The organism is uncultured Metabacillus sp. (genome assembly GCF_947503125.1).
Classification (GTDB): domain Bacteria; phylum Bacillota; class Bacilli; order Bacillales; family Bacillaceae; genus Metabacillus.
On sequence record NZ_CANNCR010000046.1, the window covers coordinates 1 to 15,989 of the forward strand.

General features: G+C 38.6%; 12 protein-coding genes. 1 reads left to right on the plus strand and 11 read right to left on the minus strand.

Annotated features, from left to right (window positions below; translation table 11 throughout):
* Window positions 1–151: 151 nt before the first annotated feature.
* From Q1B07_RS20465 to Q1B07_RS20510, 10 genes are all read right to left on the minus strand, one after another.
* Window positions 152–991 (minus strand): sugar phosphate isomerase/epimerase, encoded by an 840-nt coding sequence (locus Q1B07_RS20465; protein ID WP_299093642.1) that lies wholly within the window; start codon window positions 989–991, stop codon window positions 152–154.
* A 49-nt stretch (window positions 992–1,040) separates the two neighbouring features.
* The gene (locus Q1B07_RS20470; protein WP_299093641.1) at window positions 1,041–2,252 is read right to left on the minus strand and encodes an ROK family transcriptional regulator; all 1,212 of its coding nucleotides are present in this window, start codon (window positions 2,250–2,252) and stop codon (window positions 1,041–1,043) included.
* Window positions 2,253–2,820: 568 nt separating this feature from the next.
* The gene (locus Q1B07_RS20475; RefSeq protein WP_299093640.1) at window positions 2,821–3,834 is read right to left on the minus strand and encodes a pectinesterase family protein; all 1,014 of its coding nucleotides are present in this window, start codon (window positions 3,832–3,834) and stop codon (window positions 2,821–2,823) included.
* A 12-nt stretch (window positions 3,835–3,846) separates the two neighbouring features.
* Window positions 3,847–4,755 (minus strand): alpha/beta fold hydrolase, encoded by a 909-nt coding sequence (locus tag Q1B07_RS20480; protein WP_299093639.1) that lies wholly within the window; start codon window positions 4,753–4,755, stop codon window positions 3,847–3,849.
* A gap of 25 nt (window positions 4,756–4,780) precedes the next feature.
* Window positions 4,781–6,139: a glycoside hydrolase family 28 protein gene (locus Q1B07_RS20485; protein WP_299093638.1), complete on the minus strand. Its 1,359-nt coding sequence runs from the start codon at window positions 6,137–6,139 to the stop codon at window positions 4,781–4,783.
* A 15-nt stretch (window positions 6,140–6,154) separates the two neighbouring features.
* On the minus strand, window positions 6,155–7,270 hold the full coding sequence (locus Q1B07_RS20490; protein ID WP_299093637.1) for a glycoside hydrolase family 88 protein: 1,116 nt from the start codon (window positions 7,268–7,270) through the stop codon (window positions 6,155–6,157).
* Window positions 7,251–8,864 (minus strand): glycoside hydrolase family 43 protein, encoded by a 1,614-nt coding sequence (locus Q1B07_RS20495; protein WP_299093636.1) that lies wholly within the window; start codon window positions 8,862–8,864, stop codon window positions 7,251–7,253. Before Q1B07_RS20495 ends, Q1B07_RS20490 begins: the two co-directional genes overlap by 20 nt.
* A gap of 65 nt (window positions 8,865–8,929) precedes the next feature.
* Window positions 8,930–10,453 (minus strand): extracellular solute-binding protein, encoded by a 1,524-nt coding sequence (locus tag Q1B07_RS20500; protein ID WP_299093635.1) that lies wholly within the window; start codon window positions 10,451–10,453, stop codon window positions 8,930–8,932.
* Between the two features lie 96 nt (window positions 10,454–10,549).
* Window positions 10,550–11,197, minus strand: coding sequence for a YesL family protein (locus Q1B07_RS20505; RefSeq protein ID WP_299093633.1), 648 nt, complete (start codon window positions 11,195–11,197; stop codon window positions 10,550–10,552).
* A 50-nt stretch (window positions 11,198–11,247) separates the two neighbouring features.
* A complete protein-coding gene (locus Q1B07_RS20510; RefSeq protein WP_299093645.1) occupies window positions 11,248–12,105 on the minus strand; it encodes a sugar ABC transporter permease in 858 nt (285 codons plus the stop codon).
* 451 nt (window positions 12,106–12,556) lie between these two features.
* Between Q1B07_RS20510 and Q1B07_RS20515 the strand changes: the two genes are divergently transcribed.
* Window positions 12,557–13,435, plus strand: a complete 879-nt coding sequence (locus tag Q1B07_RS20515; protein WP_299093643.1) for a carbohydrate ABC transporter permease — start codon at window positions 12,557–12,559, stop codon at window positions 13,433–13,435.
* A 264-nt stretch (window positions 13,436–13,699) separates the two neighbouring features.
* Here Q1B07_RS20515 and Q1B07_RS20520 read toward each other — a convergent pair whose 3' ends face one another.
* Entirely contained in the window at window positions 13,700–15,967 is a 2,268-nt protein-coding gene (locus Q1B07_RS20520; protein ID WP_299093631.1) for an AraC family transcriptional regulator, read from the minus strand.
* Window positions 15,968–15,989 lie beyond the last annotated feature (22 nt).

Genomic DNA, 15,989 nt, shown 5'->3' on the forward strand with positions numbered 1-15,989 from the left:
AAAAGTCAAGGCTTTCGAGTGATGGAAGTTACAACTACTTGACGCTAAACTAACCATATATTTCCAGTTGAGTCATCATCGATGGCTTGTTTTGCTATGCCCATTTTTTAACTGGGTGCCCAGAGTATTCATTTCAGACTTTCCATCTCCTTTAATTTTTCACTTTCGAATGAGCTGATAAAATAACGTCCATATGACGGGCTGTATCAATCGGCAGTTGTTTCGGTCCAATGGCATATGGGCTAAGTTCAGCTGTAAGGACATCGTCATAACCGATTTCTTCAAGCGCTTCCATTACAGCAGACCAATTCACATCACCAGCTAATAGCGGAACAAAGCCGGTAATATTGCCAACCTTTGTACTAAAATCTTTTACATGCACCTTCTTAATTCGTTTCCCAAGGATGCGGATCCACTGCTCTGGGTAGCCAAATTGCAGGACATTTCCGACATCAAAATATGCTTTTGCATATTCGGATTGCAGTTCATCAATATAGCGTGCCATTTCAAGCGGTGATAGCAAAAATTTGTTCCAGACGTTTTCGATTCCAATTGTAACTTTTTGCTTCTCTGCCTCCTCCAGCACTTTGTTTAATTCTTCCTGGCTCCTCTTATAACAGTTATCATAGGAAACTTCTTGGGAGACAGACCCTGGAACAACGAGCACGGTGTCGATCCCCATGATTGCAGCCAGTTCAATTTGTTTAAGAATGATCCTTCTGCCTTGTTCTCTTACATCTGCATCAGGTGAAGATAACGGACTTTGCCATAATAATCCTGTAGATAAGCTTCTTAATTGCAACCCATATGATAGAGCAAGCTTGACAATGGCTTCAGCCTCTCCTGGGGTTGTATCCATTGTTAGTCCAATTCCCCCGGCATGATAGAGGTTTAATTCCACTGCATCAAAGCCAGCCTCCTTACTGTAAGTAAATACATCCTCTAATGATGTCCCTTCTGGGTAACACCATTGATTAATTCCTTTTAACATATACACCCATCCCTTTATTTTTGATTTAATCAACTACTTTATAAACTTTTCAGCCTTGCATGAGTGAAAAACGAAACTGATCCTGCAATAAAACAGATGCAGCTCCTATCATTTCAAGGTCACCACCTAAGGAAGACGGTAATATCTTCAAGTCTTCAGCCATCGCTTCCATGACGTTCTCTAATACCGAGGTTCTAAGCTTTGTTAAATAAATTGGATTATTTGCTACGACCTCACCTCCTATAATGATCACCTCAGGATTAAATAAATGAACAAGATTAATGATACTTTTTGATAAATAGGACACAGTTTCATCACATAATTTGACGGCCAACTCATCATTTTCTTGAAGGGCTTCACTGAATATGGCGGGAGTAATAGCCGTCATATTCCCATTCACCTTTTCCAGCATTATTGAGGATTTGCCGCTAGAAAGTGAAGAAAGGATCCTTGAAAAAATAGCCGGCCAGCTTACATAGGTTTCAAGACAGCCAATATTTCCGCATTCACACTGGAAGCCCCCGCGGTCGATGCTAGTATGGCCAAATTCACCAGCCCCGCCGTTATGCCCCCTGTAAATTTCACCATTCACAACAATTCCTGCGCCAACCCCATCCCCCTGTGTGATATAGATCATATTTTGATGTGAACTGTATAAACCAAAGTTTTTTTCAGCAAGGATATAGGCATTTGTATCATTATCCAGATAAACCTTTTTTAGAAACCTTTGCTCTAGTAAACTCTTTAATGGGACATTTTTAAGTTTTAGCTCAGCATTGTACCTTACGACACCTTTAGAGGAATTAACAATCCCTTGCGTAATCATGGAAATGCCGATACAATGCTCCTTATTTTGGGACCTGCTCATGAAATCCTCTATTAAATCAAGTAAATACTTGGTGAATGCTTCGCCTTGATACGAGTTTGTTGAAAACATTTCCTTCCTTTTTACCTTTGCCTCTAAGTTCATCTCTGCCATCGTAATAACAGAACTGCGAATCGAAATCCCGATTAAATATTTTGAATCAGGTGAAAACCTCACAAGAATTGGTTTTCTCCCCCCGCTTGAATGACCAATTCCATCTTCATAAACAAGGCCTTCCTGAATTAATTCCGAAACCGCAGAGGTAACAGTTGTAGGACTTAATTTATTTTTTTTCGCAATATCAGATCTTGAAATTGGCCCCTGTAGTCTAATCGTTTCTAAGACGATGGAGCGATTAAGTTCTTGGATTAATTTTAAATCTCCTGTTCTCTTCATAAATTGTCTATGACACCCCTTATTTTATGATTAGTTTGTTTTTCCAGTGGGTTTATTAAGTGTGAATGCTTTTTGTAAGGGGACTCCTTTTCTAATGTATATTTCACTATGGTCCAGTGGTTCGATATTGGAAAGCGATTACATTTTAAAAAAATAAATGATAATAAACTGTTCACTGCTGATAGTATATCAATGATGAAGGATGAGAAGATATTGAGTGTATTGTCCTGCAAGGATGAAGTAATATGAATGTGATAAAGACGATGTAGTTACTAATTAACTTTTTCCAATGACTTTATTAAGTTATATGTCCATATTAACAAATCCATAAATGATTTCAATATTTAGCCTCCACTTTTTGTTCGTCAAAAACTGACAAACAGCAATGTATGTTAAAATGAATTTTTTAACGAATAGGGACAGTCTCCGAAAATATTAGGAAACTGCCCCCATAAAAAAGCACTCTATGAAGTTGAACTATTCCTCCATAAGGCATTCACTTAATTAAACCCCAGCACCTTATTCCCATCTACAACCAGTTCCCACGATTTTCTTAGCTCCATATCGACTAAAATGGTGATAATCCGGTGATGTGTTTTGAAGATTCATAGCCTTCAAGAAAAGATGGCCAATCATCTTCTGCACGTAAAACATGTTCAATAGAATACTCCTTTGCTTCTTCCTTTGTTAACACCTTTGCCCATTTCACACGTTTTTCCATGCAGCCGCCTGGACCGCTGCTGTTGTACTCTGCATAGAAGGCTGATTTTTCTGCATGGGGCTTATTCCAATTATTCCAGCCCTCCTCCTTGATGTGCTCATCCATCCAACAATTAATGAAAACCGTTTTGGCATAATCCCGCCAAGGTCTTCCTAAGTACACTGTATTTGGGGCTGCATTACTTGTTAAGCGGCAGTCAATAAAGACGTAGCCAAACCTTTGCTCAATTGGAGTCGAGGCTGCAGTAATATATCCGTTGACCTCGCTGGAACGATCTTTACTAAAAATCTCACATTTATGAAAGACTGCCGTAGCTGAGCCAAAGATAAAATCAACATCACCTTCCATATAACAGTTTGAAAAATAACTTCTTCCTGCCCGTCTTTCCAATCCATCCCTAGGGCCGCCAAAACGATTGCCTTCGATTGGTTTAGGAGGAAGCGGAGCAGTAAATAAGGTATCTTGACTTCCTAAAAAAGAACAATGATAGAATTCAAGCTTATCTGCGTCAACATAAACTGCAACTGCTTGGCCTACTTCAGTCCCGCAGCCGGCATGATTTTCAAAGGTGACATTTTGTGCAATAAAATGGTCGCCGGTTATAAGAGTGGAGTATGAAGAAAAGGTCCCCATCTTTTCCCCATTTGGCAGCTGCTTTTTGGCATAATCGCCAAACGTAATTTTCACTTTATCCTTATCCGTCCCAATCAAGGAAATAAAAGGCTTGTTGATCTCAAGCTTCTCATGATACACACCATCTTTTATATAGATGATTACTCTTTCATGGTTATTTTCGGGTATACTGTTAATCGCTTCTTGAATCGTTGTAAATTGGCCGCTTCCATCTTGTGCAACAATCATCTTATCACCATCTTATAATTTGCTTTGGAGAAACGCACAGACATCTGATCGCATCGCGGCGGTCTCAATATGTCCGCACTGATAGCGAAGCATCTGCCAATTCTCCGGATGATTCTCAGCTGCATATTTTTCTTTTAATGCTTCATCAATGATCGTTAACCCCTCAAAAGGTGTAAGCCTATCATCATTTCCAACCACACTCAAATGCGGCCGCGGGGCGATCAGCGCTTGAATTTCCGCTGTTTGAAAATATTTTAATAGACTCGGAACATATGAATAATAGCCATGATGATCTAGTCCGCGTTTTTGGATCAATGTTTGGGCATCAACTTGAGCTGCAATATCGATACATACCTTTATCCGGACATCGAGCGCAGAAAGCCACCATGCCATTAATCCGCCCATTGACATACCAACAGTAGCGATTCTGGCAGGATCAACATCCTCTCTCGCTGTTAAATAGTCAACCGCACGCATATTATCATAAATCATCATTCCCCACATGACTTGGCCCTTCCAAAGCATTTCTTTAAATAATTCACTTTCAGCCTTGCCTCTTCTCTCGCCAAATCCCCACATATCAATGCATAGGACATTATATCCTAAAGCTGTCAGCTCTTCGGCATATGATTTTTTCTGAAAGTAGTCACTGCTTTGGATCAGTTCCGACTTGCCTATATGATAATTTCCGCCGTGGGAATGATTAAAAAGAACAACCGGCAGCTTCCCTGTGCCTTCTTTTGGGCGGGCAAAATAGGCTGGTACCGGGTCGATTCCGTTTAAGTCTAACAACAGGACTTCAAGGATGTATGACCCTTTATCTATTTCAGCTATTTTTCTTTCTTTTATTAAATCTGTCTTTTCCGGCAGGTCCCCTAATAACGAAAACAGTTTTTGACGTTGGCTATCTTGATAATCCATTTTTCCACCCTTTTCATGATCCGTATTAAGTATGTAACGTTACATTGTTTAACACGATCATTGAATCATCAGTTCTTGAATGTTTTGATTTACAGTTACTAAATTCAATATCATGCCCATTCTCTACATAAAAGGCAGGACCTTCATGGTTGCTGACTGTTACTCGATTAAAATGAATGCCTCTCACGTTTCCGCAAAAAAAGCCGCGTTGTTTCATTGGCTCAAGCTCAGACATCATTGCAGGCATTCCTGGTTCTGCATCATCAGCCATAGCCACCTGCACATCATCAAACGTTACATCCTCTACATACATTTCTGCTAAGCCGTATAAAAATCCTGCAGCAGCACTTACCTCACGTGCTGTAATCTGAGAGAAATGTATTCTTCTAAAAGCAGGTGTTTCCTCTGTAACTGGATAAGGATTTTTATCCCAAACATATTTGTCCTTACCGCGTGGGCCGCAAAAGTAGTAAAGATTTGCGATAAATGGACAGATCACGCCTTTCATGATGATATTACTTACGCGAATATCTTCGACAACTCCACCTCGTCCACGTCTTGATTTTAGGCGAATGCCGCGGTCTGTTCCTTCGAATACGCAGTTACTTACCGTTACGTTGCGAATGTCTCCGCTCATTTCGCTTCCAAGCACAACGCCGCCATGTCCATGGATCATCGTACAGTTTGTGATCGTAATATTTTCGCAAGGAATCCGCTCTTTTGTGTCCTCTGTGCCTGCTTTAATCGCAATACAATCATCACCAACATCAATATGACAATCTGAAATTCGTACATTTCGGCATGACTCTGGATCAATTCCATCTGTATTTGGAGAATGACTTGGGTTTACGATCGATAGATTATGAATCGTTACATCCTCACAGCAGATAGGATTGACCGTCCAGCTTGGTGACTGAATCATTTTAACTCCAGATAGTAGAATATGTTTACAAGAGTCAAAGCTTACCAGCTTTGGACGAGGATATTTATTTTCTTTTTTGCGGAACAGGTCCCACCAAAATTGACCATTTCCATCTAGCGTTCCATGCCCTGTTACAGAAATGTTTTCACTGTTTTCTGCATAAATGCATGATGCATAAACATCCCTAATTACACCTTCCCAGCGAGAATGGACGATCGGATATTCGTCCACATCTGTACTAAAAAATAGAGTCGAACCAGCCTCTAAAAATAGATTTACATTGCTTTTTAAGATAACCGCCCCGGTGAGAAAACGGCCTGCTGGAACATAAACCGTTCCTCCGCCATTTTCCACGCAAGCATTAATGGCCTGGGCAATCGCTTTCGTATTGACTGTTTTCCCATCTCCAATTGCTCCATATTGCGTAATGTCATACAAGCTGGATGTCATGGTCGATACCATCACAATCTCCCCTTTCTATTGGTCGTTTTCCACTTCAGCTGCCGCTAAAATAAAAGCCCCTACTCCCTTAAGATCATTCGTAATAATCGGTTCGCTTATATAATATTCAAACGTTCCATCCCGCTTATCAGGACCGCCCAGCCCTGCAACCTGGCAATTTTTATTTAAGTTAACCAAGCCTTCACTTGTAACCGTTACAAACTCCTCAATAATGCCCTTATAGACACGGTCTGCAACATTTGCCCAGTCTTTGTTTAAATAACCAAGCCTTACTCCCTTTGCAATGGCATATAAAATCATGCAGGAGGCTGATGCTTCAAGATAATTCCCTTTGCGGTCTCCCTTATCAAGGACCTGATACCAAACTCCAGATTCTTTGTCTTGAACATTTTTTAAGGCGGTTAATACTTCTGTCAGCAATACAAGTAATGCATCACGGTCTTTATGAGTTTCTGGAAGGAAATCAAGGGTATCCACCAAACCCATTACAAACCAGCCCATGGACCTTCCCCAGAAATTCTTTGAATGGCCTGTTTCCGGATTGCACCATGGCTGTACCTTCTTTTCATCAAATGCATGATAAAGGAGCCCTGTTTCATGATCTTTCGTGTTTTTGACACATAGTAAAAATTGTTTTGTGATATCATCAAATTCCTCTTCCTTGCCAAACTCCTTTACATACTCTGCATAGAATGGGGAACCCATATACAGGCCGTCTAACCAAATCTGATAGGGATAGACTTTTTTATGCCAGAAAACGCCTTCTGACGTACGCGGATGTGATTCCAATTGCCTTCTTAAAAGATCTACCGCTTTTTTATACTTCTTTTCACCTGTTTCCTTATATAAGGTAAGCAAAACCTTGCCATTGTTTATATGATCAATATTAAAGTGATTGATATCATATTCCCTTATTTCGCCCTCTTCATTTACAAAGGCATCCATGTTCTTTTTCATATAATCAAAATACTTTTGCTCACATGTTTTTTTCCAAACCAGTTCTGTTCCCTTTAACACAACGCCATAATCATACGACCATTTATCATTTTGCACACCTGCACACAAAAGCGGCCGGCGCGCAATAACAGAGTCAATCATTCTCTTTGACCAATTAAGCGTTTTTGTTTCCATGTTTTTCATCCCTTTCATCTATTTCCTTTGGTTTGTAAATGAAATAATGAAAATCAGCATGTTTGTTTGTGCCTTGCAGATCCTGGACACATAATCCAATAAAGTTTCCAGTAAACCCGTTCCCCTCATCCGAAAGATGGGCAATACTGATTGGTCCTTCGACTTCGTGCCAATCATTTGTGTCAGTTGTATAAAAGAAGGTTGCATCTGCATCCTTTAACACCGCTTTCAGTCCGCAGCTCTTTGTCCCTTCAACGGAAATCCACAGATTTAGCTGCTCAAACTCTCCCCAGACACATCTCATAATATTGAGACATTTTCCTTTTTCCTCATCATGTGAAAGATAGAAGTAGACATAATTATCGGTGTTGTAATAAAGAACAAGGCCGGCCATTTGTAAAAATGTTTCCGGTTCAAATTCTATTTCAGTTTCGGCTTCACAAAAGAAATGCTGCTGTCTTCTTGCGATTAAATGCTGATCATGTAACGAATGAAGCGATTCCCCGCCCTTGATTCGCAAATAGCCTTTCCGTTCTGATAATGAACACCAGGTTTCATCCGGGGCTTTGCGAAGCGTATTCCATGTTGGATGTAAGGCTTCGCTCTGGAATTCATCATGTTCATTTTGATCGTGCGAAAATGGGTGCTGCGGCAGGTTGGGAGCTTTCACTTCAACTTGAGCTTCATTGCCGCCGCATTCAAGACGAAGCCATCCGTCATCAGTCCATTTCACACGCTGGAGTGCTGTTTCACGGCCTAATATGGAATAGTTGCCATTGACCGGACGGCTGCATAAATGTGCCATAAACCATTCACCCGTTTGCGTGCAAACTAAACTGCCGTGACCAGCCTTCTGCAATGGTAAATGTTCATCATGTGCAGATGTTAACATCGGATTTAACGGGTCTACTTCATAAGGACCTGTGATTTCTTTTGACCTTGCTACCGTAACGGCATGAGTTTTGCCTGTTCCTCCTTCAGCTGTGATCAAATAGTAATAACCGTTTTGTTTGTAAAGATGAGGAGCTTCTGTTTTTCTTAATTCTGTGCCATCAAAGATTTTATAAATTGGCCCAACTAATTTTCCCGCATCTGGTGAGTACTCCTGCATGACAATCCCAGCGGATTTATTCCTACCGTCAATTCGATAATCCCAATGAACATTTAAAAGCCATTTTCGTCCATCCTCATCATGAAATAGCGAGGGATCAAAACTTCCGCTGTTTAAGAAGATCGGTTTTGACCAAGGCCCGGTCACATCAGTTGCCGTAACCAAGTAGTTATGGGCATCTTTAAACGGATACTTGCTTCTCTTTACATCTGTGTACACTAAATAAAACAAACCGTCATGATAGCTTAACGCAGGTGCCCAAACGCTGCATGAATCCGGATTCCCTGTAAAGTTTATTTCATCATTTAATATATTTGTAAGATGTCTCCAGTTTTGTAAATCCTTCGAATGATAGACAGGTACACCTGGATACCACTCAAAGGTTGAGGTAACGATATAATAGTCGTCTCCAGTACGAATAATACAAGGGTCGGGATGAAATCCGGTTAAGATTGGATTTTTAATAGAGCAATGATTTTCCATGTTCAATCTCCTTATTTGAAAGGTCCTACCTTCTGATAAGAAGAAAGGACCTTTTATTCGTACCGTTAATTTTGCGCTTTCTTATACGCCTCTTCATATTCCTTCGTCATCGCATCGCCGCCGGAATTTTTCCACTTCTCTACTTCTGCATCAAAGCCTTTTTCATCAATTTCTCCCATGATGTATTTGATTGTGGCATCAATGATAATTTTTTGTAACTCGGTTCCTCTTTCATTTGCTGTTTGTGAATCAAGTGGAACAGTTGGATCTAGATCCGCAAATTCAGCATTTTCTTTGATTAATTCATTGACTAGTTGTTTAGAAGGGTCAGAATCTTTTAATGAATGGGTAATTTCACTTGGTCTTGAGCTGGAAAATGGCTGGACGTCTTTTTGCCATAAATCATCATCCAAGATTTTAAAAGCACCGTTTTCATCGAGTTCATAATGTGTACCTTCAATACCGCCTGTCATGAGCATAAAGACTTCCTCATCGATTAAATCATTGACAAATTGCAGCAAGCGTTTCAATTCAGCCTCGGTTTTAACCTCTGATTTAGGGAAGGCCATCAAGCCGCCAACACCGCTATTTTCAGACCAAATATGGTATTCGCCATCAGGGCTTTTGATTTTGTTAACCGGCACGATTTCCATTTCGTCTTGAACTCCCTGTGCCATCGTTTTTAAGTTTTTAATATCAACCAGCCCTGTATAGATCCCTGTTTTTCCTTGAGCAAATTTTTGTTGTTGATCTGTTTTAGCTGTTACGGCAAAATCCTGATCTAAGTAACCATTTTCGTATAATTTTCTTGAAAAGTTCATCGTATCTTTATACGCTTGAGTCGTAAATTCTGGAGTAAACTTACCATTTTCATCAACTGCCCAGCCATTCGGCGTTCCAAAGTAAGAGCTTAACGTTTTGAAGCTGCTGTATCTTAAATCACTTCGATCCCCAAAGCCAACTGTGTCATCTTTTCCATTTCCATCTGGATCATCTTGTGTAAACGCTCTCGCTACTTCGTATAATTCATCTAACGTGGTTGGTACTTTTAGTCCTAAATTATCTAACCAATCCTTGCGAATCAATAGTCCGGAACGTGCTATATCTTTTTGAAACGGAACACCATATAATTTTCCATCAATGGATGCAGATGTGCGAATATCTTCGGAAATTAATTTTAAATTATCATAATCATCCAAATACTTTTCTACATCCCAAAACATCCCGGATTTTAAGGATTGTCTAACAGAGGAGTTTGTCAACATTGTTAAGGAAACCATATCTGATAATTCACCAGACGCAAGGGCAGCTGTTATTCTCTCTTCCTTTGAAGCATCTGGAACCCAATTAAATTGAATAGTGGCATTCGTTGCTTCTTCAATTTCTTTTAACACAACATCTGTTGGCGGCGAAGCAGTGTGCAGGATGGCTGTCCAATTTACTTCAACCTTTGATTCTGGATCATATACTTCTGAATTTCCACTTGCTTGTTCATTTTGATTAGAACAAGCTGCAAGGAGAAGCTGTGATGCGACTAACACATTTACCGCTGCTAATTTTGCAAATTTCTTTTTCTTTATCTTTTTCATATCAATCATTTTCCCCTTTCATTACGCCTTAGTTTTTATATATGCTTCCTCATACTCCTTTGGTAGGACATCCCCTCGAAACTAATCGTCGGTTTCTCATTTCCACCCCCTTAAACTTGTGCTAGATCGATTCTCACTTTCTTGAAGTCCTGCCTGGGTTTCAATCTTCATAAAAACTTGATTTGTCATCCACATAATGGCGTAACTCCCAATACTAATTCCAAAGAAGATAAAAGCTGCAGGATACATAAAGAGAATCAAATAGATCAGTGCTAATACAACAAACAGAATCAATGTATACTGTAAATATGAAATCCCAAATAAGACAGAGCACTTCAACTTAAGAACAGTGCTTTTCCAGTCATAGTGGGCCATAATCGGAAAAACGTAACAGAGTGAAACGATATAGACAAAACTCACAAAGATTACTAATGCACGCAAGTAAAAGGACTGTACGTATAAAAGGTCAACATATAAAATCCAGCCGATGACAAGATAAATCATGCCTGTAGCAGATGCTTCCTTAAAGCTAGAGCGATACGCTTGCCAGAATGTCGAAAAAATAGGGATATCGCTATTTCCTCTAATCCACTGCCTGATCACTGTAAAGAGTGCTAATGTCGAAGGGCCGATTCCGGCAAAAACCAACCCTATCAACGTGAAAGCAATCCATAGAAAATTAAGATAGACCAGCTGTAAAAGACGGATACATAGTTCATTTAGCCGCTCAGCCATTTTATCCATTACGCCATCTCCTTTCGATGATCATTTGATAACGCTGCCAATTACTTGTTTTAGTAAAGCCCGTCTTCGCCAAATTTCTTCGCTAATTTATTTGCTCCAATCACCAGAATTAATCCAACAATGCCTTTAAATAAGCCAACCGCTGTACTATAGCTTAATTGACCATTTTTCAATCCCGCTGTATAGACATAGGTATCGAAAATTTCCATTGCTTCCCGGTTAAGTGAATTTAGTAGAAGGTATACATGTTCAAACCCTAAATCCAATGTTTGGCCAATTTTTAAGATTAATAGAATAATAATAACCGGACGGATCGCCGGCAAGGTAACATGCCAGATTTGACGAAGACGATTTGCCCCATCCATTTTTGCTGCTTCATATAATTGTGGATCAACAGCTGTTACTGCTGCCAAGTAAATGATGGTAGACCAGCCCATTTCTTTCCAGATAATCTGCAGGATGTAAATCGCTCGAGTCCAAGCACCATCGGTTAAGAAATCCATCTTTTCGCCACCGGCTTTTGCAATTAATTCATTTACAACTCCGCCATCAACTGTTAGGAAGACGTAAGAAATTGATACAATAATAACCCATGACATAAAATGGGGAATATAAATAACGGTTTGGATCGTGCTTTTAAATATTTTCCCTCTTACTTCATTTAACATTAATGCTAATACGATTGGAATTGGGAAAAAAATGAATAAATTTAACGCAAACAAAAACAAGGTATTAGTTAATAGCATAAAAAATGTTGGCTCTGTAAATAAACGAATAAAATGTTTCATTCCTGCCCATGGACTACCAAGAACTCCTAAAAATGGCTGATAATCCTGGAAGGCAATGATCAGTCCCCCCATTGGTACATATTTAAAAATAATAAAGTACAAGAGGCCTGGCAAGATCATAAAATATAAGTATTTATTTCGACCAATGCTTGCGATATTCTTTTTTCTTGTTTCCAGTTTGATTGCTTTCCTATCAAGTACAGGCTGTTGGCCATGTTGATCTTTTATAGGAATTATTGTCTCTCTCATACGCAAACCCTCCTTCAATTTTGTCAGCTATGAATGTTTCGTATAGTTCAAAAGTAAAGGATTGTCTGGCATTCCGTCTACAATCATTCTGTCAGAAACAGGCATTTCACCGCTGTGGTAAGCGTTTTCTTAGTGCAATCTGTTATTATGATCACTTTTTATCTTTAATGATTACTTGAAGAAATTTCGTTATGTTTTCCTTGATTATTTTTCGATTTCATAATCATTGCCTCTCTAGAACTAATGAAGAAATGATTATAGACGTACTTATTTTTCCATTGCTATAGTAAAGCTAGAAATATATAAAACTAGATATGGAGGGATCAATTTGAAATATGAAAATTCATTAGGCAATCGTATCTTTAACTTTTTTAACTATACGATCCTGCTGTTAATCGGGTTAGCTTGCTTTCTCCCATTTGTTAACGTCATTGCCAGTTCTTTTGCAACAACACAGGAGGTTGTCGAAAAAACATTCATCCTTTTCCCAACAACCTTTACACTAGATGCTTATCACTATATTTTTTCTACACCAACGATTTTTAAGAGCTTTGCCGTTTCAATAGGCGTTACCGGTGTTGGGACTCTCGTCAGTATGGTTTTAACCGCTTTCATGGCTTACGGCTTGTCCAGAAGATATTTATATGGAAGAAAGGCCATCAATTTTGTTGTCGTCTTTACCATGCTGTTTAGCGGGGGAATGATTCCTACTTACCTTGTCGTTAGAAATCTGGGGTTGATTGATTCTTACTGGGCGTTAATTCTTCCTGTAGCAATTAGTGCGTTTAACTTAATTATTATGAGAAACTTTTTTCAAGCCATCCCAGATAGCCTAGAGGAATCTGCAAAGGTTGATGGATATAACGATATTATGATTTTCTTTAAGATTATCCTGCCATTATCACTTCCATCGATCGCAACGATTTCATTATTTTATGCAGTTGCCTATTGGAATGAATATACGAATGCAATTCTTTACTTAAATGATTCCGGGAAATGGCCAATTCAAGTCTTACTTCGCCAGATTGTTATCGTATCTAGCGGCATGCAGGCCGATAATTCTGCTGTAGATATTGTTCCGCCTGCCCAAACAATCAAAATGGCTGTAATAGCAGTTGCCACGATTCCGATGCTGATCGTCTATCCATTCCTGCAGAAGTATTTTGTAAAAGGAGCCTTTGTAGGGTCTGTGAAAGCTTAATAACAAAAGCGGAAGCGCCTTGATCAGCCTAGGGCAAATAAGATGATTTAGAATAGAAGGCGTGCTTTGCCTTCAATTCTAAATTGGCTTATGACTCGAGGGGCTAGGCGCTGGCAGTCAAAAACGCAACGTCCTGTTGCACTGACTGCACTTGCACATCCTGTGCTTCGGAGCTGGATGCCGAAGTGCTTAGCTAAATTATAGGAATTTTATCATTTCCAAAACTCAAAAAAGGTTGAGCAGGAGATTTTCCTGTTCAACCTTTTAAAAGGATAGTGTCTCACCCCGATGCAAATCCCGGTATTTCCCCGGTGTTGTTCCTTCAAATTTACGGAAGGATCGGATAAAATTTTGTGAATTTTTATATTGCAGCTTTTCCGATATCTCTTTCACTGACATATTTGTTTCCTTCAACCATTTCTTTGCCATATCGTATCGATAGAGGGCAAGGTATTCGCTAAAAGATTGTTTGAATTCCTTTTTAAAGATGCTGCTTAAATAATTTTTATTATAATGAAGACGTGCTGCGATACTTTCTAATGATAGCTCTGTATCAAATTCATTTTGAATAATATGAACAATTTTATCAGAAATGGTTTTATATTGAGAATCAGTACGCTCCGTAATTGCATTGATCATCGGATAAACAATTTTATGTTTAACGAACATTTCAATTTCTTCAGATGTTTTCATTTCAGAAATCACATTATAGAGTGTTTTATGATCCTCTATCATGAATGTATCCATCCCCACAATATGCATAAAGCTAATTAAATCATTTAAAAACCGCATAATATTAACTTCTAATTCATGAGGATTTGTATTGTTTTTAAACAAATCTGCCAGCAATAGATGCAAGGTTTCCTTAGCTTTCTCACTTTCTCCTAATTTAATTGCATCAAATAATTGATTTTCAAGGATTTTAGGAAAATAAGTTTTGATCTGATTATTTTTAAAAATAGCCGAAACACTTTCATAAAAAATAATCGATTCCTTTCCTACTTTTAAGCGATATTTCAACGCTTCAATCCCTTGTCCAAGCGCTAATTTACTATCTGCCAGATTTTTAAAGGGACTGCTTATTCCTATACTAATTGTCAAATTAAAAATTTCCTTTACTGCTTTCTGTATTTTTTCAGCATATTGGTTAATGATCAAAACGTGTTGGTCTGTATCTAAATCTTGGCAAATAAAAATCGTTGCCTGGGTCTGCGAATCAATTACCGAAGGAGTTAATTGCTCTTCTTTATGAATAATTTCAGACACGATCTGGTTAATAGAAAACAAAAGCACGTCTTTATCTTTACGCGTAAAGTTATTGTTTTCTAATTGATCAAATTGAATGGCCAGTACATATAGGTACTGCCATTTTTGAGGATATTTAAAATCCTGCAATTGCTCGTTAATTTCTTGCTCATTCATACGCCCATGAAACAGATTTAACATAAACAACGTCTTCAATTGTTCATATTGACTTGTGACAATATGTTCGAGTGATTGGTTTTTATTCATAACTTCACGAATCGATTTGCCAATCAGTTCAAATTCATCCTTATACTCATTCCGTTGCATTTTCGGAATGAATTTCTGCAGCTCACGAATTGGTTTCGAAAAATAATCTGAACTGACATAGGCAATAATTATGGTCACGATTAACATAAAAATACTCATTAGTACTGAGCCAATAATCGTTGGTTTCATCGCTTCGGAAAACTCTGAATCATTTATTTTCGTTAAGTAAATCCATCCATTATATCCTGATTTTGCAAAGGCTACTTTATATTGCTCCTGTCCTTGTATATCAACTGGAATAACACTTGTCTGTCCTTGATGATCATTTGTTAGGTCAGTAATGATTTTTTGATTGATCGCCTTTTCTTCTGAATCACTTTGATAGATAAGTGTTCCATCTTGGCTGTAAATATAAATTGGACTAGATTCTGCTTGTTTATAAAGGAGACTTGTTAATGCCTTTAATGGGATATGAACAATGAGAACCCCATTCTTAGTTGACGAATAATAGGGGGTTTGTTTCACAAGCTTAATCTCATTTTTCACCTTCTCTTCCTTTAACCATGTGGAGGGGTGCTGGAGAGACAAGTAGTGTGATGTGATGTATTCCTTCTCCGACTTAGTAAGTACCTTTAATCCGTTTTGGTTGATGACCCAATTCCCTTTTAAGCTCACTAAATCGATTGTTGTCTGACTAGGTCCAAAGGAAGAGATATAGTTTAGTTGTTTATCAATGGATTGATACGTGTCAAAATTTTTGACCGTTAACGTCTCGTTAATAGACCTTCTGAATCCGGAATCATGGACATAGGAATTAAGAGCATAATCTAATGTTTGTAATTTCTGCTCGAATGCATTCATTGTTTGAACCACATTTTCCTGCTTTTCTAAGGTGATTTTCTCTTCAAATGAAGATTTTGTAAAAAGATAAGCAAAACCATTAAATAAGATCATGGCAAGAGTTCCTACTAAAACAAAAGGTAAAAAAATACGATAAAAATACTTTGGTTTATGTTTCATTGCTAATCAACCCTTCCCATCC